Consider the following 19,337-nt stretch of genomic DNA (forward strand, 5'->3'; position numbering starts at 1 on the left):
GGTCGACGGGCGGTCGGGAAGAAACAGGGCGTGGTGCGTACGAAGGCGGCTAGGACGGAGGAGTGCGCAGAGCCTCCAGCTGGAGTCTCAGACGCAGCCCCTCGACGGCGTCGGTCAGGAAGGCCGGCGCCGAGTCGGGACGGGAGACCCCCTCCATCAGGGCCAGTGCCTCGGGCAGGACCGTGGCGTGGCAGGAGACCGGCAGCCTGGTGGTCTCCTGGGTGGTCCAGTAGCCGATGTCCTCCGGGCGGTGCGAGTCGAGGGCGGACCGGAGGAAGGAGACCATGCGGCGCGAGTGCTCCGCGGAGTAGGGGCACGGCCAGTAGCGGCGCATGTCGGTGAAACGATCGAGATCGCCCCGCTTGAAGGCGTCGGCCGTGCAGGCCTCGATGAGGGCGCCGCTGCCACGACGGTCCGCGGTGAACAGGGCGCTGCTCAGATCCAGCGGCTTGCCCTCGAAGGTCACCTCGGCCTCGAGGAGCTGACCGGCGGACAGCCCGATGAGAGCCGGCCAGCGGTTGATCGGGACGCGTCCGACCACCTCCTCCAGCAGAGCGGGAGGGTATCCGGCAGCCGCTCTCCTGGCGGCCGGTGGGCCGACGTCGACCCGGGACGGGTCCCCGGTGCCACGCTCCCCGTACTCGTCACGCAGGACCTCGTCGGTCACCTCGATGGGGCGGCAGTCCACCCGGGTGGTGCGCAGAAACCGCTTGGTGACGCTCATGTGCGAGGCGGCCAGGGCCTCGGCGCGCTGGACCAGGCCGGATCCGGGCAGATGGAGGAGCACCTGAGCCGCCGCCTGGCGCACCCCTCCGGAGCGGTCCGTGACGGCCATCTCCAGCAGAGGCAGGTCCGCCTCCCCCAGGCCGGTGGCCAGCGCCTCGACGATCCCCTCGCGGGCCTCGGCCCTCTCCTTCTTCCACGACGCCACCATGAGAGTCCGTGCGGCGGCCGGGTCCTGGGCGCGCAGCCGCCTGAAGTAGGCGAGCCGCTGGGCGGTGGTGCCCAGTCTCCACCCTGAGTCGTCCAAGGAGTCGTCCAAGGAGTCGCCGCCGGGCAGCGACACCAGGGGCTCGACCCGCTTGCCCCACACCGGATGCTCGCGGAGCACCGCTGCGGCGCGTTCGTCGATGACGCCGAGGACCGCGTCGCGCTCCTCGTGCCTGTAGGCGGTCTCATTGAGGACGCGCACGAGGAGCGGGGCCGGCAGCCTCCAGCCGCGCTCGGCCACCACCCCCAGTGCCGTGGCCAGCAGCTGCTGCTGAGGCTTGCTGGCCAGGATCTGCTCGAGGAGGGGGCGCAGGGCCTCCGGTGCCAGGGGGCGCGACGACGTCGGCCAACCGGTGTCCCGGGCGGCGGAGGAGGGGACCGAGGGGATCGTGGCGCGGTGCACCGCACCGTAGGCGGCGGCCGCGTCCAGGAGCGCATCGGTGCCGTCCGCCGCGTCGCCCGCACCTCCAGCGCCCTCTGCCTTCTCCTGCCGGGCAGGAAGGGCCTCGGCGACGGCTCTGGGGAGGGCCTCCGAGGAGAAGGGCCTCGCACGTGTTCCTATGACGGCGGCTTGGGCCAGCGGGGACAGGTCACTCACAGGGCACGCACCTCTCCATTGGTGACAACACTCAGAGCCCGCAGGCCGGCGGGCGACAGCTCGCCCGCAACCGTGACCTCGTCACTGTCGGCCAGAAGCGGCAGGACCCATCGGGCGTTGTCGGGCACGATGAGCGGCAGCGCCCCGTCCGCGTCCCCGAGTGCCGGCTCGCCGTTGCCGAGCAGACGGAACCGCCCTGAGACCAGCACCGGTACGGCTTCCACCCACGGGTCCGCGGCGACAGCACGCCTCCAGGCCTCCTGAGCGGATGCCGTCCCCGAGGGCTCGGGCACCCAGCCGGTCACGGGCTGCGAGGGCTGCTCATCGGACAGGGCCACGCGCAGCTGGCCGCGCCCCGGGTAGAAGTGCGCGACGGCGTCGAATCGGGTCCCGGGAACGACAGTGGTGGAGAAACCGCCGGAGACGGGGGCGAAGGCGAGGATGAGCGCCCAGCGCCGGGTGTTCGTGCCGTAGAGCCACAGGCGGCGCTCGGCCAGCCTGCCCTCCACAGTGTCCCGGCCGGCCACGACCACCCAGGTGTCACCGATGCCGGGCGAGGCCAGGACGTCCTCGGTGCGTGCGGTGATCCCCACGTGGGAGCGGACGGTGGCCCCCAGGTCGTCGGGCAGCTGCTCACGCCGGGTCCAGGCCCGAATGAGCAGGTGGAGCAGTCCGAGCTCGTCGAGCAGCCGCTCGGGCCAGTCGGGGGAGGAGTCCGTCAGCCGTGACAGGGCCGTCAGGTGCCGGGCGACTCCGGGGGCCTGGGCATCGACCATGCGGGAGGCGAAGCCCGTCAGCTGCTTGGGGCGCTGGGCCGAGCCGTTGGCCAGCCCCTGGCGGAGCTGATCGGCCAGCCACCGGTCCAGGTCCGCCAGCCCCTCGGTGATGCGCCCTTCGCGGGCGCGGGCACGAGCCGCGGCGCTCTTTGCGGAGGCGGCTGCCCGGGCTGGGTCATCGGGCTGGTCCGCGGCCTCCTGCCGCGCGGACTTCTGCTGGGCTCGCTTGGCCCGGCCCTCCAACCACTCGGCGGCGAAGGCTGCCGGCTCCCCGCCGGCCACCTGGCCCCGGCTCCACAGGTGCAGCAGGCCGACGGCGTGCTTGCAGGGGAACTTGCGGCTGGGGCAGGAGCACTTGAAGGCCGGGCCGGACAGGTCCACGCACACCCGGTACGGCTTCTTGCCCGACCCTGAGGCGCTTCCCCACACCAGCGTCCCGTGAACGCCGGCGTCCGACCACGTGGCGGGCGAGGCCAGCTTGAGGCCGGCCGTGGCGACCTGCTTGTCCGGTGCCAGCGCGGTGACCTGCTCGGCGCTCCAGGGCGCGATGGTCGGTGAGCTCATGAGGCCGAGGATAGGGCAGGGCGGTGACACCAATGAGCCCTCTTTCGTGGCAATCTCGATGATGCGCCTGGGGAGTCCTTCCCATGGTGCCCGCTCTTCTACACTCGCCTGCATGACCACCGACGCTCACCGCGGACACCCCTCTACCGCTCAGGGTGGCCCCAGCAGTGCCGCAGGCTCCGTCGGCCCGGCCGGACGCGACCCCTTGCCGTTGGCGGGGCGTACCGTCCTGGTCACCGGGGTCAGCCGCCGCGTCGGCATCGGCCACGCCATCGCCTGCCGCGCCGCCGACTACGGGGCGAGCATCGTCGCCCACCACTACCGACCGCACGACGCCTCCCAACCCTGGGGCGCCGACGACATCGACGCCGTCATGGGCTCTATCCGCACCCACCTGGTCGGCCCGGCCCGGCTCGTCGACATCCCTGCCGACCTGGCTGTCCCCGGGGAGCCGGCCCGCGTCGTCGAGCAGGCCGTAGCCGCCGCCGGCCACCTCGACGCCCTCGTGTGCAACCAGGCCATGAGCAGTCCCGACGGGGCGCTCAGCGAGATGACCGAGGCCGTCCTGGACTCCCACTGGGCCGTCGACGCTCGCGCCTCCATCCTCCTGGCGCAGGCCTTCGCCGCCCAGGAGGGCTTCGCAGCCCCCGCCCCCGCCGGCTCCGGAGGCCCGGGCCGTCAGCCGGTCGACAACCACCGCGGCGCCATCGTCTTCCTCACCTCGGGCCAGGGCCTGGCTCCCCTACCCGGGGAGATCGCCTACGCCGCCGCCAAGGCCGCCATCGCCGGCCTCACCCCGACGATCTCCGAGGAGCTCATCGACGTCGGCATCACCGTCAACACGGTCAACCCCGGCCCAGTCGACACCGGCTACGTCACCGAGGCGGACCGCGAGGCGATCGCCGTCATGTTCCCCCAGGGGCGCTGGGGCGAGCCCGACGACGCCGCCCGTCTCATCACCTGGCTGCTCACCGATGAGGCCCGCTGGATCACCGGTCAGGTCATCAACTCCGAGGGCGGCTTCGCCCGCTGGCGCCGCTGACTGCCGCACCCAGGCGCCGGCGTACCTGTGCGCTCTGCATGCCCCGGCCCGCTGCGCGTGCCCCGCGGCCCCCACACACTTCGACCGAAACTTCATAAAAGACGCGGCTCCGCGTCGTTTGTGAAGATTCTGTCGAAGTGTTGCGTGGGAAGGGTGCTGGTGGGGAGCTCGGGTCGAGGTGCCGGGGCGCGCTGGACGATGTGCTGGGGCGGCGCACCGCCTTCAGGCCGGCAGCAGCCGCAGCAGCGTGGCCTCGGGCCGGCAGGCCAGGCGCACGGGCGTGTAGGGGCTCGTGCCGAGCCCGGCGGAGACGTGCAGGTACATGTGGTCGGCGGCCCGCGGGTCCCCGAGCCGTCCCGGCCACTGCGACAGACCCGAGGCGCGTCCCCGGTCCAGGTCGCAGTTGGTCACCAGTGCCCCCACCCCGGGCACGCACAGCTGCCCGCCGTGGGTGTGTCCGGCCAGGACCAGGTCGACGTCGTCGGCCGACATCGCCTCCAGGACCCGCCGGTAGGGGGCGTGCGTGAGCCCCAGCCGCAGGGCCCGGCCCTCGCGGTCGCGGACCGCCGGCAGGGAGATGGCCGACTCCGCTGAGCCGGCGGCCTCAGGGATCGGGAGGACATCGCGGTTGGCGTGCGGGTCGTCGACGCCCACCAGCTCGATGCGCCGCCCGCGCACGGTGAGCGATCCGCGCCGGTTGGTCAGGTCCACCCAGCCAGTGGCGGCCTGCAGGTCGCGGATCTCCTCCCAGGGCAGGGCCTCGATGTCCTCGTCGCGCACGCGGCTGGAGGCCTTGCGCGGGTCTCGGTGCAGGTAGCGCGTCGGCAGGCGGAAGACGGTGGAGCGGTAGTCGTGGTCGCCCATGACGAAGGCCCCGGGCAGACCCGTCAGTGGTTCGAGCGCCCGTCGCAGCGGCTCCAGCCCGGATGCCAGGGAGAGGTTGTCGCCGGTGTTGACGACGACGTCGGGATGCAGCTGCGCCAGCTGCCGCACCCAGGCGACCCGCGCCTCGGTGCGGCCCGTCAGGTGAAGGTCGGCCAGGTGCAGCACCGTGAGGGGCTCCTCGTCGGTGGCGAGCACTGGCACGTCGATGCGCCGCAGCACGGGGCGCCTGGCCTCAATGAGGCTGTAGGCCAGCGTGGCCGCCCCCAGGGCGGCGGTGGTGCCGATGACGGACAGGGCGGCGCGGCCGGCAGGACAGGGCGTCATGGGGGAGTCTGGTCCTATTCTGATCAACTGTTCATCGGCACGCGTGATGCGTGCGTGTCGATAGTTAGTATGAAGCTGCAGGTCTATTTAATTAGATTAATTAAACAAGGCCTGTTCGGTGTATTTCCTCCACATGGGGGCGGCCAGAGAACTGCCGTACATGGTGTCGATTCCCCTGCCATTCAGGTCTTTGAGCTTGTATCCGCCAAGCCCTCCTTCAGGAATATCTGAGGTTCCGTAGCCGATCCAGACCGATGTAGCAAGATCCTGGGTATATCCCACGAACCAAGCATGTTCGGCGTCATCTGTTGTCCCTGTTTTACCGGATACTGCTGGACCCTGATAGCCTGAAAAGGCTGCAGCCGCAGTCCCGCCTTGCTGTACTGGCCCCTTCAAGGCCTCTGTGACAGTGGCGGTAACTCCTTGATCTATTACTTGGCTGCAGTCGGCGCTGGGAATCGACATTGAGGTGCCTTCAGCGTTCTTGATTTCCTCGATAGCGATAGGCTTGCAATACTTGCCACCTGAGGCGAAGGTTGCGTAGGCGTTGGCCATATTCAATGGCGGAACGTTCTCGCCTCCTAGTGCCAGTGTGCGTACTGGCGGTAAGGGTGTTCCGTCCGCCTTCGTTATCCCGAGGGAGGCTGCGAATTGCGTCGTCTGGCAAACATCCAAATCCCCGAGCATCGTGGCGAATGCTCCGTTCACGGATTGCTTCGTCGCATCTCTGACGGTTATATTTCCATTGATGTTGGTGCCTGGTACGTTTTGTACTGGCCATGCGTCGGTGTCGTTTTCAGGGGCGCAGGGGATTGTGAAACTGTGGGGTGCAAACGTTCTTGGGGCACCCGAGACTAAGGAGTTGAGAGTTCCTTTACCCTCCTTGATCCAATCAGCCAAGATCAGTGCTTTGAAGGTTGAGGCTGGTGGGAAACCATTTGTGCCGTCAGCTGCTGGCAGGCTGCCATGCTTGGCATCGGCAGCGAGAACCAACTGAGTGTTGATAGTAGAGCCGTCCTCGCTTTCACCGTCCCCGTAGGTGGTGTTTTGACTCAAGGACCTGATCTTGCCCGTCCCGGGCTCGATCGATGTGATTGTTGAGTTGGCGTGGTACGGGTTGTTTTCGGAGTCCTGGGGCACCGCCTTGATTACCTCATTGGCTGCATCCTGCTTCTTGCGGTCTAAAGTAGTGGTGATTGTCAGGCCGCCGCGCGTCAGCAGCTGGCGGCGGGAGGCGACGTCTGGCCCGAAGTTCTCCGATCCGAGGATCTCGTTGACCACGTAGCTGCAAAAGTAGGCGTCGTTGCCCGCAGCGCCGCAGCCGGCGGGTGACCCCTGAATGTCAAGGTGGATCGGGGTGTTGACCGCTTCGTCGTACTGCTGCTTGGTGATGAACTTCTCCTCCAGCATCTTGGATAGCACCCAGTCCCGACGGCTCTTGGCCAGGTCGGGATGATTCTGAGGATCGTAGGCACTGGGGGCATTAGTGGTTCCGGCCAGCAGGGCGGCCTCGTCCAGCGTGAGTTCCTTGGCGTGCTTATTGAAGTAGTGTCGGGAGGAGGCTTCGACCCCGTAGGTGGAGGGGCTGAAGGCGGCGATGTTGAGGTAGCCCTCGAGGATCTGCTGCTTGGAGTACTTCTGCTCCAGGCTGAGCGCGTACTTCATCTCGCGTAGCTTGCGGGAGGCGGTGGCTTCAGTGGCGTCCTTGATGATCTTGTGGTCATCGTTCTTCAGGCCGGTCTCAATGAGCGTGTTGCGCACGTACTGCTGGGTCAGGGTCGAGGCGCCCTGACGCGAGCCGCCGGAGTTGTTGGAGACCAGGGCTCGCACCATGCCGGTGGGGTCGACGCCCTGGTGCTGGTAGAAACGCTGGTCCTCCACGGCGACGATCGCGTTCTGCATGTTGACTGAGATCTCGCTCAGGGGCACCACGATTCGGTTCTCGGCGTAGAACTGGGTGATCACGCTCCCGTCTGCTGCCCGAAGGGTTGAGAGCTGGCTGGGCGGCTGGACGTTGAAGTCGCTGGGGAGCTCTTCGAAGAGCTCGGCGGACGCCTTGGTCAGCGCTGCCGTGACACCCACGAAGGGGGTGGCGAAGCCCGCCGACAGGACCCCGCCGACGCAGGAGAGAGTCAGGAAGACCACGAGCATCGAGACGACCTGGGGTGGTGTCAGGGAGCGCCCGCGCGCAGAGGATTTCGCCATGGCGCCAGCCTACGTGGAATCGCTTGAAGGATGCAGTGGCGTAGACCCCTTCGGGCTGGGAAGACCCTAGGAGATCGGTTTGGTGACCTTCTGATCGGTGGGGAAACGAGGTGATTCGACGGCGTTGGATGACCCTCGAGAACGGGATGGCTCGGCCACATGGCGAGACAGGTGCAGCTCCCAGGTAATTCTAAAGAAATCTCCAGGCCGGAATCACGGCGACATCACGATCTGCCGAGGGGGGGCTGCGGCTCGGGTGCGGTCCTCGGGCCGTGAGAACTGGAGTCGCTGGCCGTGTGAAAGGTGAAGGGGGTGGCGGGCTCAGTGTCCAGAAATCGGCTCGCTCTCAGAGAACTCTCCTTGTTTGTGCTGGTCTGCGGCGCGCTGTCGGCGATCTGCGGGGGTCGGATTGCTCGGCTCACAGGTGGAGGATTTGGTGTGCGGTGCCCGGTTGCCATACGGTAACGACTGTGACGTGACCGACAACGGCGTCGGCCGTTGAATGAATCGGGAGTGAGCATGATTCAAGACGACCAGACCTGGGCGGCCAGAGCGGCCTGTGCCGCCGTTGAGCCTGACCAGCTCTTCGGTAAGGGGGCTGAGCAGCGCGACGCGAGATCACTGTGCTTCTCATGTCCGGTTCGTATGGAGTGCCTGGCCGAGGCCCTCAACTCCGAGTCCAGCTTCGGCGTCTGGGGCGGGCTGACCGAGAGGGAGAGGCGGGCGCTGCTGCGACGCTTCCCCGAGGTCGACGACTGGGGCCTGTGGCTCGAGCGGGAGGATGACGAGCTCGTCGCCGAGATTCACGCCCGTCGGGCCCCTCGCATCCTGGCCCGGGTGCGCTGCGCCTCCTGAGGCCGCCCCCGCGTTCCTGACTTCCGGCGCCTCGCGGTGGGCTTTAGGCTGAGGCCCATGACTGCATCTTCTGAGCCTGTATCCGCCGCGCCCACCACCTGGGAGTACGTCACCGTCCCCCTCATCACGCACGCCACCAAGCAGATCCTTGATCAGTGGGGCGCTGACGGCTGGGAGCTCGTCCAGATCGTGCCCGGCCCGTCCGGCACGGACAATCTCATCGCCTACCTCAAGCGCCCCCGGTCCTGACGGGCCGCTCGGTGACAACAGCACGCATGACACCGCGTCTGCGGCCGGGGGATGCCGGACCGCAGACGCGGCGTCATATGCGTCGTTGATTGAGGTTGATTGAGGGTGCCAGTGCCCGGTGGCTCATCCGGTGCGCCGTGCTGAGGGCTCGCGACCCGAGACGGGACCTCAGCGGGCGCGACGGCGCAGGCGGTCGACGTCGAGCAGCGTGACGGCCCGGCCCTCCAGGCGGATCCAGCCGCGGGAGACGAACTCGGCCAGCGACTTGTTGACCGTCTCGCGCGAGGCGCCCACCAGCTGGGCGAGCTCCTCCTGAGTGAGGTCGTGGGGGACGTGGACGCCGTCGTCGGTGGGCGAGCCGAAGCGGTCGGCCAGGTCCAGCAGGGCCTTGGCCACGCGGCCGGGCACGTCGGAGAAGACGAGGTCCGCCAGCGCGGTGTTCGTGCGGCGCAGGCGCTGGGCCAGGGCGCGCAGCATGTCCTTGGCCAGCCGCGGGTGGGACTCCACGAAGGTCATGAGCTGGTTGTGGTCCAGCGTCAGGAGCTCGGTGGGGGCCACGGCGGTGGCGGTGGTGGAGCGCGGTCCCGGGTCGAACAGGGTCAGCTCGCCGACGATCTCGCCGGGGCCGAGCACCGCGAGCAGGTTCTCACGGCCATCGGCGCTGGCGTGGCCGAGCTTCACCTTCCCGGAGAGGAGAATGTAGAGGCGGTCGCCTGAGTCGCCCTCGTTGAAGAGGGTCTCGCCACGGCGCAGAGTCGTCTGCGTCATCATGGCGCGCAGTTCCTCCTGCTCCTCCGGGCTCAGGCCCTCGAAGAGCGGGATCCTGGAGATAATGCTGTCTTCCACGGAGATCCTCCTGGTGGTTAGGGGGCTGGCATCCCGCATGCGGGAGCCCTCGGGTCTATCCTGCCACGGCTTGTGACCTGTGGCACGCCGTCGAGCATTGTAGCCTCCGTGTGTTGCAGGTCAAAGAGAAGTGAGCAAAATCGGGTGCGTCGTGTGACACTGTCCAATCCGCGAGGTTGCGGGGCGGTGGTGGGATCGACTGCAATGGCGATCTCTGGAGGAGGGCCCGGCCTCAGCCGGGCCGAGGCTCGAACGAGGGCTCCGGTGGCGCTGGTGGTGCTGCCGACGAGATCGCGGAGAGAGGACACCGTGCGCAGGGCAGTGAGCAGTGAGGTTGCGGCGGCTGAGGCGGCCCCCGAGGTCCCCGAGGTGTCGACCATGGCTGACCCGGCCTGGCGGGCGGGCGCCGTCGACGACGAGCTCATGGCCCTCTATCCCGACGCCGCCTGCGCCCTCGACCACGACGGCCCCTTCCAGCTGCTCGTGGCCACCGTCCTGTCGGCCCAGACCACCGACGCGCGCGTCAACACCGTCACCCCCGAGCTCTTCGGACGCTACCCCGACGCCGCCGCCCTGGGGGCCGCCCGGCGCGAGGACCTGGAGGCGATCCTGCGGCCCCTGGGCTTCCAGCGCGCCAAGGCCGGGCACCTGCTCGGCATCGGGCAGGCGCTCACCGAGCGCTTCGAGGGGCGGGTGCCGCGCAGCCGCGAGGAGCTGGTGGCCCTGCCGGGAGTGGGGCGCAAGACCGCCAACGTCGTGCTCGGCAACGCCTTCGGGCAGCCCGCCATCACCGTGGACACCCACGTGGGGAGGCTCTCGCGCCGCCTGGGGTGGACGACGTCGAAGGACCCGCTGCGTGTGGAGAAGGACATCGCGGCCCTGTGGGAGCCATGGCGCTGGACCGACGGCTGCCACCGGCTCATCGAGCACGGGCGCCAGGTCTGCTCGGCCCGTTCACCCCGCTGCGGTGAGTGCGCGCTGCTCGAGGCCGGCCTGTGCCCACAGGTGGGCGTCTGATGGGCAGCTGAGAGCGGTGCTCGCGGAGGCGGCCCGGCTCGGGATGTCGGGCTAGCCCCACCCCCGATCCGCCAGATGGCCGGATGGGATGGGAAGGCCGACGTCGTCAGGCTGGAGGCATGACTGCTCACCCGCCCCTGGCCCCCTCCGACCCGACCGCCGCCTCCGCCTGCCTGCCGTTCAGTACCTCGCCTGCCGGGCCGGGCCCGTCGTCGCCCGTCGCCATCCGGTTGCGCGGCCTCACCCGCGTCTACGAGGTCCCCGGACGCCAGGACGCCCGCGTCACCGCCCTGGATCACGTCGACGCCGACCTGCCCGAGGGCAGCTTCACCGCCGTCGTCGGAGCCTCCGGATCGGGCAAGTCCACGCTGCTGCACTGCATGGCCGGCCTCGATGAGCCCACCGACGGCCAGGTGACCATGCTCGGCGCCCTCACCTCCGGGATGCGGGCCGCCGAGCGGGCCCGGTTCCGCGCCCGCCACGTCGGCTTCGTCTTCCAGGAGTACAACCTCATCGCCTCCCTGAGCGCCGCCGACAACGTCTCCATGCCCTCGCGCCTGGCCGGGCGTCCCCTGAGCGGCGCCCAGATCCGGGAGGCCCTCGACGCCGTCGGGCTCGCTCACCGCGCCGGCCTCAAGCCCCACCAGCTCTCCGGCGGGGAGCGCCAGCGCGTGGCCATCGCCCGCGTCATGGCCAGCCGGCCCCGGATCGTCTTCGCCGACGAGCCCACCGGTGCCCTCGACCTGGACTCCGCCGCCCTCGTCCTGGACTGGCTGCGCCGGCTCACCGAGCAGGGCACCACCGTGGTCATGGTGACCCACGACGTCGAGGCCGCCGCCAAGGCCGACGCGGTCGCCGTCATGAGCCAGGGCCACCTCGTGCAGTGGGCCGGCTGCCGTGACGCCCGCCAGATCGCCGAGCTCGTCCACACGGCCCGGGCCGCGCGCGTCGCCTGACCGGGACGGGATCAGGAGAGGATCGGAGAGGATCATGGTCACACTCATCTGGAACGACCTGCGCCACCACGCCCGCCAGTGGCTGTGGTCGCTGCTCGTCGCCACCGTCGGCGGCGCCATCATCGGCGTCATCATCACCGCCTGGTACAGCGCCCTGAGCTGGGCCCAGGCCCAGGGCTCGGCCGAGCTCGTCAACGCCTCCCACCTCATCGGCTCCAACCTCGTGTCCTACGCGGGGCTGGCCACCGCCGTCATCCTGTCCACGACGCTCGGCCTGACCGTCTCGGCCCAGCAGCGCTCGCACGCGCTGTGGAAGGTCCTGGGCATCCCCGGCAGCCGCATCCGCCGCATCATCCTGGGGCAGGTCGGCGTCATCGGGTTGCTGGGAGGCGCCATCGGGGCGGTGGCCAGTCTCCCGCTGGTCCGCCTCTACCTGCTCACCTGGCGGGAGCTCGAGGTGTTCCCGCCGGATCTGCCCATCATCATGCCGGGCTTCGGGGTGCCGCTGACCATCGCTGTGACGACGCTGTTCTGCATCCTGGGCGGAATGGGCGCGGCCCGGCGGGCGGCGTCGGTCCCCGAGATGCAGGCGCTGAGAGAGGCCTCGGCCCCGCGGACCCGGACCCGGTGGTGGCAGTGGGTGATCGTCGCCGTCCTAGTGCTGGCCGTCGTGGTGACCCCCTTCGACAGCACCGTGCCTCTCAACGAGGCCGAGAGGGCGGAGCTGGTCGCCGCCGGCGTCGACCTCAACGACCCGGGGGAGCGCGCGGTCACCGGAGGCGCCATGGGGCTCCTCGCCGCGATCGCGGGCCTGTGCGTGCCGAACTGGACTCTGCGGCCGCTGCTGACCTGGTGGACCGCGCTCGTCCCGGGCCGCAGCCCCGCCTGGTTCGCCGCCCGCGCCAACGCCCGCCACCGTGCCTCCCTGTCGATGACGACGATCGTCCCCTTCGCCATCGCCGTGGCCATGACCGGCACCGTGTACGCCGCCGTCGGCGCCGGGCAGGCAACCGGCGCGCAGGGCTCGGTCAACGGGTTCCTCACCGTCGGGGTGCCGATCTTCCTCATCTCCGGCGTCGGCGGTATCGCCAACATCGCCATGGTGGGGCGGGCCCGACGCCAGGAGGGCGCGCTGCTGGGAGTCATCGGGGCGCGGACCGGCACGGTCCTGGCCTCCACAGCGCTGGAGGGCGTCATCTACGCCGTCACCGGCATCGTCTTCGGGCTGGCGGCCACCGCCTTCAGCGCCATCTACGCCGCGCTCTACTCCGGCGGTGGGATGACGGTCCTGGTCGCCTCGGTCCCGGTGGGGCTGCTGGCCCTCGTCAGCGGGATCTCGCTGGCGCTCGCGGTGGCGACCACCTGGCTGCCCGCCCAGCTCGACCGACGCTCCCTCATGGACAACCTGCGCCAGCCGGTGTGAACCGGGGTGAGGCGGCGCCGTAACGCACCTGCCGAGCCGTACTTCACCTGCTGACCCGGGCATCTCTCGCGTAGCCCTGCAGAAGACCGTAGGGCTACGCGAAATCCGCCCGGCTCGCGGTATCAGGCTGAGGCGGGTGGAGCGACGTCGGCCAGGAAGGGCAGCAGGGCCCGGACGAACCCGGCCGGGGTCTCCTCCTGGGGGAAGTGGCCGGAGCGGCGGATCGTCGCCTGCCGCAGGTCGCCGGTCACGTGATGGGTGTCGCGCGCATAGGCCTGGGCGGGCTGGACCGGGTCGAGCTCGCCCTGCACCGACAGGACGGGCACCGTCGCCGGCTTGTCCAGGGCCGCCGTCTCCGCCCGAGACAGCACGAGGTTGCGCAGCGGCTCCAGGGCGCTGTGGGCGGCGCCGGGCCGGGACAGGAGTGCGGCGTAGTAGGGGGCCTCCTCGGCCACTGCCTCGCGCGTGTGCGGACCGGCCCAGGAGCGCAGCAGGCCCTCCAGGGCGCTGCGGCTGCGCAGGCGGCGTTCGGCCAGGCCCGGGATCCGCAGACTCACGTACTGCAGCGCCGGTCCCGACAGTGCCCGGGCCCGCAGTGAGCGCAGCGCGAGCGGGTGGGGCGCGCCGACTGGGATGATCGCCGTCGTCAGGTCCGGGGCCACGTGCGGCAGCGCCCAGGCGACCTGGCCACCGAGCCCCGCGCCGACGACCACGGCCCGCTCGTGCCCCAGGGATCGGACCACGGCGGCCAGGTCCTGGGCGAGTGCCAGCAGGTCATAGCCCGACGGCGGCCGGTCCGAGCCGCCGAAGCCGCGCAGATCGAGGGCGCCCACGCGGTGCCCGGCCTGCGCCAGGGCGGGGATGACATGGCGCCAGGTCCACCAGCACTCGGGGAAGCCGTGCACCAGGAGGATGAGGGGCCCGGTGCCGGCCGGGGCCTCGGGACCCGCGAGCGCAACATGGAAACGGGTACCGCGGGCGGTGAGGTTGCGGTGGGTCCAGGGGCCGGGGCGATTGACGTCAACAGGCACGTCTGCAGCCTACTGGTCGGCGCCCGGCACCGCCCACGGGGCACCTGGCGGGGCGTCCGTCCGCGGGGAAATGCCTGCGTCGGTGCGCCTCGTCCCCGACTGCGCGCCTTCGGCGCCCCGTCTCCCGTTGCGTCCACGACGCCGCCGGAAGCGGGGAATGTCCAAAACGGTGACAAAGGCTGCGATGAGGCGGAGACCGAGGAAAGGAAACCGCATGATTCCGCGGTTCAGGTCATGGTGCGAGCGCCTGGATGTCCTCTTTGTCACCGAAATGGACATGCAGCGGGGCGAACCGGCTCCTGGAGCCATGCCGAGAGGACGGTCGGGCTCGATGTCGCCACCGGTTGCGGATGGAAGGGGGCAGGGATGGGCAGGTCCCGGCCCCAAGGGCCTTCTGGCGTTGACCGCGGATAGAAGGAGGGCGGGTCAGCCCAGCAGGAGGCTGAGGGTGACGTACACGCCGGTGCCGCCGATGAGTGACAGCCCGATGGCGCGCCGCCACAGGTGCAGGCCCGCCGTCGCCCCGATTCCGCCCACGGCCGGCAGCCAGCTCGACGGCGACAGGCTCACCCCGCCCAGCGTGTAGGCCACCAGGACGATCATGACCCCCAGCGGCATCGCCCGGGACAGGAAGGCCAGTAGCGCGCTGTCCTGACGCCCGCGCAGCAGTACGAAGGGCACGATCCGGCACACGAAGGTGATGACGGCGACGACCACGACGGCGACCGTGATCTGCGGGTTGGTGAGCATCAACCGGCCCTCCGCCGCGGCTGCGGTCCGGCCGCCCCAGGACGGCGGGTGCGCCAGGCGAACAACCCCACGAGGCCGGCTGCAAGGGTCACCAGCGCGGTCAGCAGCGCCGCCGAACCACCCATGGCCAGGCCGATACCGCCGGCCACCAGCCCCAGGCACAGCACCCCGATATCGGGGTGGTTGCGCCAGTTCTCAATGGCCAGGACCACGAACAGGGCCGTGAGCACGAAGCCGAGCAGCTCGATGCGCTCACCCACCACGGAGGCCAGCGCCGTTCCGGCCAGCGCACCGACGGTCGTGCCCGCCACCCAGGAGGCGTGGCTGATCGCCTCCACACCCACCAGGTAGCGCCCGCTCATGGCCTGCCGGTCGCGCGCCGCCAGCAGCGCATAGACCTCATCGGTGATCGCGTGGACGGCGTAGAGGCGGGTGAGCGCCCCGCCCCGCACCCGCTCCAGGGGGAATCCCAGGCCGTAGAAGACGTGCCGGCCCGAGACGAAGCCGGCGGACAGGGCGATGGTCGCCAACGGCTCGCCTCCACCGGCCAGCGGCACCAGCAGCATCTGCATGGTCCCGGAGTAGATGACCAGGCTCCACACCGGCGCCCACCACCAGGCCAGGCCCTCGGCGACCAGCAGCATCCCGGCCGCCAGCCCCAGCGTCACGTATCCGACGATGATCGGCACCACGTCACGGGCCGCATCGGCGAGAGTCTGCATCCGCCGAACCGACAGCGCACCCGTCCCGGCAGGAGGCGGGACGGCGTCGGGCTCAGTCACGCAGACCGTGGTCGTCGTCCCGGTTGCGCTGCCCGGCCTGGCGCGCCAGGTGGGCGACGACGGCGACCATGATCGTCAGCACACCCATGAGGATGAAGCGGCCCGAGAGGCCGTCGTCCATGACATATGTGGACAGGGCCCTCCCCAGGTCGGAGTGGGCCTGGAGCCGTTCGACCGTGGACCCGAGGATCGACTTGGTGACCCCCGGCATGAGGACGAAGGGCAGGCCGACGACCACGCTGATGGCGCCGACGACGAAGGCCCCCAGGGATGATCGCGAGATCATGAACAGGGCGGCGGCGCAGGCCGCGGTCCCGCCCAGGATCTCCAGCGCCCCCATCGGGGAGGCGGCCGACGGCCAGGCCGAGGGGTTGCCGCCGGTCAGGGTGGCGGCGCCGTCGTGCACGAGGAACCAGGCCAGGGGGAACAGGACGACGGCGACGAGCACCCCGGCCCAGTGGGTCTCGACGCGCGAGCCCGGGGCGCTCAGCACGCTGGCGCCCTTGAGGAGGATGGAGTCGTCGTCCTCACTGGCGCCGGTCATGGCCATGGCGGCCTGTCGGGCCCGCCAACGGCCGCGCTCCTCCGGGTCGTCACTCTCCCCGGCGTCGGCGCTCGCGGACAGGCCCCGGGCGGTGGGAGCCGCTGAGGCCCAGGCGGGTGTCTGCTGCGGGGAGGGGGCCGACGGTGAGGCCGTCGGCGTCGGGCGATAGTCACGGGTGCTCGTGGCGGCGGGGGCTGACCGGGCTGACGGGGCCGACGGCGCCCGCTCGGGCTGCGGTGCCGTCTCCGCCGGGGCGGTGGGCTGCGTGCGGGTGGGTGTCTCGGGGCGGTAGCCGGAGAGCCCGGTGTGCGGGGTCGAGGCGGCTCGGGACGCTCCTCCCATACCCTCCCGTGATGGGGCGGAGGTCGAGGCGCCGGCGGAGAAGGCTGGGCGGACGGAGGTTGTCGACTCAGCTGAACGTGCCGTGGAGGCGCTTGCGGCAGAGCCCGTCCGGGCCAGCTGAGCCGCAGGGGTCGCCGGCCAGGACGGGGCCGAGGGGCGGTTGTCGACCGCAGCGTTCGCCGACGTGGTCGCCTCCGGCTCGGTCGGTGACGTCGCTGAGCTCACCGCTGGTGCCGAGGCCGCTGACACCGGTGCCACCGGCGCGGCCTCAGGGCGGATCGACGAGGCGGGCCCCGGTGAGCCCGCTGACGGGGCCGGTGTCGTTGTGTCCGCTGACGGTGCTGAGGGCGTTGAGGGCGTTGAGGGCCTTGAGGGCGCAGCGAAGGCCGCCGAGGCGGTGGGGGCCTCAACGAGCGCGAAGCCGTCATCACTGTCATCAGCGTCATCAACGTCGGCTGCGCCGGCCGGCATCTGAGAGCCGGAGGCCTGCGTAACAGGTGTCCAGGACTGCGAGGCCTGGGCCGTGGAGACAGACATCGAGACGGCTGCCGGCTGTGCAGCATCCTCGATATCGTCCTCGGGCTCCTGGTCTGCCTCGTCAACCTCAGCGAGCTCGCTGACCTTGCTGACCTTGCTGACCTCGTCGACGTCAACGGCTTCCTCATCGAGCTCGTCGTCGATGTTGTTGATGTCGTTGATGTCGTTGTCGGAGTCGTCCACGCCCACTGCGGCATCCGATGCGGTGGAGGAGGCCTGAGGGGCAGTGCCCGTGACCGGGTCCGAGACCCGGGCGGCACCGGTGGACACGGAGACGGGCATGGCCCTCGCAGCAGGGGAACCGACCTCGGGGGCGGGAATCGCCGGGGTGGTGGGAGCGCGGTCGTCGTCCGCCTCCTGGCCGTCGAGGTCATCGGCCTCGGCCGAGTCGTCAAAGTCCTCGAAGTCCTCGACCGCGATGAGGTCCTCCGGCTCCACGGGGTCCTCGGCAGTGTCGGCCACGGGGGCGCGCCCCTGTGCCCCCGCCGCCGCTGCCGGCACCGAGGCGGGGGCTGCGGTCGGCCGGCTGACCGGCTCGCCGACCGGCCGGCTGCTGAGCCCGGTGCCGACTGCTGCGGCCGGCGTCTCGTCCTCGTCGTCCACCGGGGCGGGTGATGACGCCTCCGGGGTGGGGACGGTGGAGGCACCGAGGGCCGCGGCGGCCGTTGTGGCTGTGGCGGCAAAGTCCTGAGGCTCCTCGGACCGGGTGGGCGAGGGACCCGCGGGCGTCGTGGTCTTCGCGGCGGGCTGTGCCGGCTCGTCCTCCATCTCGCCGGGCTCCGACGACGGCGGAATCGACGGCGGCATGCCATCGGCTGCAGCGGCCCCGACGGCCGTCTCCGCGACGGCGTCGTCGGCAGGGGGCTCGGCCGGGGTCAAGGTCTCAGACGGTGTCGGTATCGCCTGACTGACCACCGGGCGGGGCGAGGAGGCGACGGGGCGCGAGGGGGCCCGGGCCGGACGGTCAGCCGGCAGGGCGCCGCCATGAACCTCCTGGTGCGCCGAGGGGGTCGGCTCCTCGGAGAGACCGCCGATCTCCTCAGCCGCGTCATCGGCTGCGTCGTCAGCCGTGTCGGCGACCGCCCGGGCGGTGCTCGCGGCAGCATTCGTGGTGGCACCCGTGACGGCGCTGGCGGCTCTCACGGCAGTGCTCCTGATGGCCTCGGCGGCCTGGCTCCCGGCAGCCCTGGGGAAGGACGCCTGCTCGCGGAGGTTCAAGGTGTCGGCCTTGTCGTCCGCTGTCGCCGTCTCCTCCTCGTCAGCTCCGTTCATGGCCGCATCATCGGCCGGATCGGCCAGGCTGACCGCCACCTCTCCCGGATGGGGGGCCGTGTCCGGTGTCCGTACGGCGGGTGTCGACGCCGTCGGGGAGGACGGGGCGACGTCGTCGGGGGTGACGGGTGCCTGCGGTGCGGTGCGGTCTGTGTTGTCGGTGCTCACGAGGTCTCCTTACGCATGCACACGGTAGTAGTAGGGATGGGGGTGCCGGAAGGGGCCGGTCATCCCCAGGACATGGATTCGGGCATGGGACCCTCAGACGCCGGAGCGCAGCCTGGCCAGCGCGTTCGCACGACCCTGACGGCGAGCCACATGTGCTCCCCAGCCGATCGCCATGAGCTCGATGCCGATGGCGGCGAGCATGACGGCGTCCGGGCCGTACGGCAGGAGCCTGGAGACCAGATGGCTGCCAGGGATCATATCGTGACTGAGTGCGGGCACTGCCGCGAGAACGAGAACCGGGCCGGTGAGGCGCGCACCGAGGGTGGAGCGTGACGTCGAGGCGCCGGCCGCGGCCAGGGCCAGGAAGGAGACGAGGACGGCTCCGAGCAGCAGCGGCCCGGTCTGGACACCGGGGGCGACTGCTCGCAGGTAGGCGCGGGGCAGCAGGAAGGCCGCGAGCGCCAGCCCGGCGATGACCCAGGGCAGTGACAGGAGGTGGGCGCGCCGGCGTGAGGGCGGCGGCGTCGGGGTGGAGCCCACGGTCCGGTCGGCCTCGGTGAGGCGGAAGGCGGCGTGCCCCTGGGCCTGGCCGGCGCGGCGGGCCAGTCGCATTCCCCAGGAGCCGCCCAGCCACAGGCCCGCCAGGATGAGCATGAAACCGGTGCCGACGAGCCGCTGCAGCCAGGGCTCCGTCAAGGAGGCCGCGTGAATGGGGGCCATGAAGACCATCGACTGAGCCGTCAGCGCGGTCAATCCGGTGGCGAGCGCGCCCAGCGAGGAGCGGCTGGCGAACAGCACGGCGGCGGCCGAGGAGAGCAGCAGGAGGGCACCGAGCAGCAGGCCGGTGCGCAGCATCGAGGCCGGGTCGGTGGCCAGGCCCAGGAGGGCGGAGGCACCCAGGGCGAAGAGGACTCCGACGACGGCGGTGAGCGCGTAGTCGGGTCGGCGACTGCGCGGCGGCCGACCCGATGCGCCAGGGGGCGTGGGCGGCGGGCCGGAGCCCGGGGCGTGATGGGAGGGGGAGTCACTCACCTGATTGAGTCTAGGGGGTGCACCCGCCTCGTGCGGAGTTCGTCGAGGAGAGGGGCCGTAGGGCGCCTGATGGCGCCTGTGGATGCCGGTGACCCCGATGTGCCACAGTGGGGGCGTGGTGCGAATGTCTGTGGGGATCGGTCCGTCGG

16 protein-coding genes are annotated in these 19,337 nt (G+C 70.7%); 6 read left to right on the plus strand and 10 right to left on the minus strand.

Features of this window, described 5'->3' with window-relative positions; genetic code table 11:
- Window positions 1–49 precede the first annotated feature (49 nt).
- Together FBF36_RS01325 and FBF36_RS01330 are read right to left on the minus strand one after the other, a co-directional pair.
- The gene (locus FBF36_RS01325) at window positions 50–1,588 is read right to left on the minus strand and encodes a DUF5691 domain-containing protein (RefSeq protein ID WP_009398317.1); all 1,539 of its coding nucleotides are present in this window, start codon (window positions 1,586–1,588) and stop codon (window positions 50–52) included.
- Window positions 1,585–2,928 carry an SWIM zinc finger family protein gene (locus FBF36_RS01330; RefSeq protein ID WP_009398319.1) on the minus strand — a complete coding sequence of 448 codons (1,344 nt, stop codon included), beginning with the start codon at window positions 2,926–2,928 and terminating at the stop codon, window positions 1,585–1,587. Before FBF36_RS01330 ends, FBF36_RS01325 begins: the two co-directional genes overlap by 4 nt.
- A gap of 112 nt (window positions 2,929–3,040) precedes the next feature.
- On the opposite strand from FBF36_RS01330, the gene FBF36_RS01335 reads away from it, so the two are divergent.
- The gene (locus tag FBF36_RS01335) at window positions 3,041–3,970 is read left to right on the plus strand and encodes an SDR family oxidoreductase (protein ID WP_034493457.1); all 930 of its coding nucleotides are present in this window, start codon (window positions 3,041–3,043) and stop codon (window positions 3,968–3,970) included.
- A gap of 222 nt (window positions 3,971–4,192) precedes the next feature.
- Here the strand turns inward: FBF36_RS01335 and FBF36_RS01340 are convergent, their stop codons facing one another.
- Both FBF36_RS01340 and FBF36_RS01345 read right to left on the minus strand, forming a co-directional pair.
- A complete protein-coding gene (locus tag FBF36_RS01340) occupies window positions 4,193–5,179 on the minus strand; it encodes a metallophosphoesterase (RefSeq protein WP_138137047.1) in 987 nt (328 codons plus the stop codon).
- A 96-nt stretch (window positions 5,180–5,275) separates the two neighbouring features.
- A complete protein-coding gene (locus FBF36_RS01345; RefSeq protein WP_034493460.1) occupies window positions 5,276–7,384 on the minus strand; it encodes a transglycosylase domain-containing protein in 2,109 nt (702 codons plus the stop codon).
- Window positions 7,385–7,903: 519 nt separating this feature from the next.
- On the opposite strand from FBF36_RS01345, the gene FBF36_RS01350 reads away from it, so the two are divergent.
- Together FBF36_RS01350 and FBF36_RS01355 are read left to right on the plus strand one after the other, a co-directional pair.
- The gene (locus FBF36_RS01350) at window positions 7,904–8,239 is read left to right on the plus strand and encodes a WhiB family transcriptional regulator (RefSeq protein WP_009398361.1); all 336 of its coding nucleotides are present in this window, start codon (window positions 7,904–7,906) and stop codon (window positions 8,237–8,239) included.
- A 57-nt stretch (window positions 8,240–8,296) separates the two neighbouring features.
- Entirely contained in the window at window positions 8,297–8,488 is a 192-nt protein-coding gene (locus FBF36_RS01355) for a DUF4177 domain-containing protein (RefSeq protein ID WP_009398363.1), read from the plus strand.
- 168 nt (window positions 8,489–8,656) lie between these two features.
- On the opposite strand, the gene FBF36_RS01360 is transcribed toward FBF36_RS01355, so the two are convergent.
- Entirely contained in the window at window positions 8,657–9,334 is a 678-nt protein-coding gene (locus FBF36_RS01360) for a Crp/Fnr family transcriptional regulator (RefSeq protein ID WP_034493461.1), read from the minus strand.
- A gap of 204 nt (window positions 9,335–9,538) precedes the next feature.
- Between FBF36_RS01360 and nth the strand changes: the two genes are divergently transcribed.
- From nth to FBF36_RS01375, 3 genes are all read left to right on the plus strand, one after another.
- Window positions 9,539–10,351 (plus strand): endonuclease III, encoded by an 813-nt coding sequence (nth, locus tag FBF36_RS01365; RefSeq protein ID WP_225792420.1) that lies wholly within the window; start codon window positions 9,539–9,541, stop codon window positions 10,349–10,351.
- 119 nt (window positions 10,352–10,470) lie between these two features.
- Window positions 10,471–11,307: an ABC transporter ATP-binding protein gene (locus FBF36_RS01370; protein ID WP_138137049.1), complete on the plus strand. Its 837-nt coding sequence runs from the start codon at window positions 10,471–10,473 to the stop codon at window positions 11,305–11,307.
- Between the two features lie 34 nt (window positions 11,308–11,341).
- On the plus strand, window positions 11,342–12,730 hold the full coding sequence (locus FBF36_RS01375; protein ID WP_009398379.1) for an FtsX-like permease family protein: 1,389 nt from the start codon (window positions 11,342–11,344) through the stop codon (window positions 12,728–12,730).
- Between the two features lie 122 nt (window positions 12,731–12,852).
- Here FBF36_RS01375 and FBF36_RS01380 read toward each other — a convergent pair whose 3' ends face one another.
- From FBF36_RS01380 to FBF36_RS01400, 5 genes are all read right to left on the minus strand, one after another.
- On the minus strand, window positions 12,853–13,761 hold the full coding sequence (locus FBF36_RS01380; RefSeq protein ID WP_138137051.1) for an alpha/beta fold hydrolase: 909 nt from the start codon (window positions 13,759–13,761) through the stop codon (window positions 12,853–12,855).
- 426 nt (window positions 13,762–14,187) lie between these two features.
- On the minus strand, window positions 14,188–14,511 hold the full coding sequence (locus FBF36_RS01385; RefSeq protein ID WP_009394663.1) for a branched-chain amino acid transporter permease: 324 nt from the start codon (window positions 14,509–14,511) through the stop codon (window positions 14,188–14,190).
- The gene (locus FBF36_RS01390; protein WP_138137763.1) at window positions 14,511–15,233 is read right to left on the minus strand and encodes an AzlC family ABC transporter permease; all 723 of its coding nucleotides are present in this window, start codon (window positions 15,231–15,233) and stop codon (window positions 14,511–14,513) included. Before FBF36_RS01390 ends, FBF36_RS01385 begins: the two co-directional genes overlap by 1 nt.
- Before the next feature lie 52 nt (window positions 15,234–15,285).
- Window positions 15,286–18,156, minus strand: a complete 2,871-nt coding sequence (locus FBF36_RS13355) for a hypothetical protein (RefSeq protein WP_225792421.1) — start codon at window positions 18,154–18,156, stop codon at window positions 15,286–15,288.
- Between the two features lie 93 nt (window positions 18,157–18,249).
- The gene (locus tag FBF36_RS01400; protein WP_225792422.1) at window positions 18,250–19,188 is read right to left on the minus strand and encodes a hypothetical protein; all 939 of its coding nucleotides are present in this window, start codon (window positions 19,186–19,188) and stop codon (window positions 18,250–18,252) included.
- Between the last annotated feature and the right edge of the window lie 149 nt (window positions 19,189–19,337).

Source organism: Actinomyces sp. oral taxon 171 str. F0337 (genome assembly GCF_005696555.1).
Classification (GTDB): domain Bacteria; phylum Actinomycetota; class Actinomycetes; order Actinomycetales; family Actinomycetaceae; genus Actinomyces; species Actinomyces oris_E.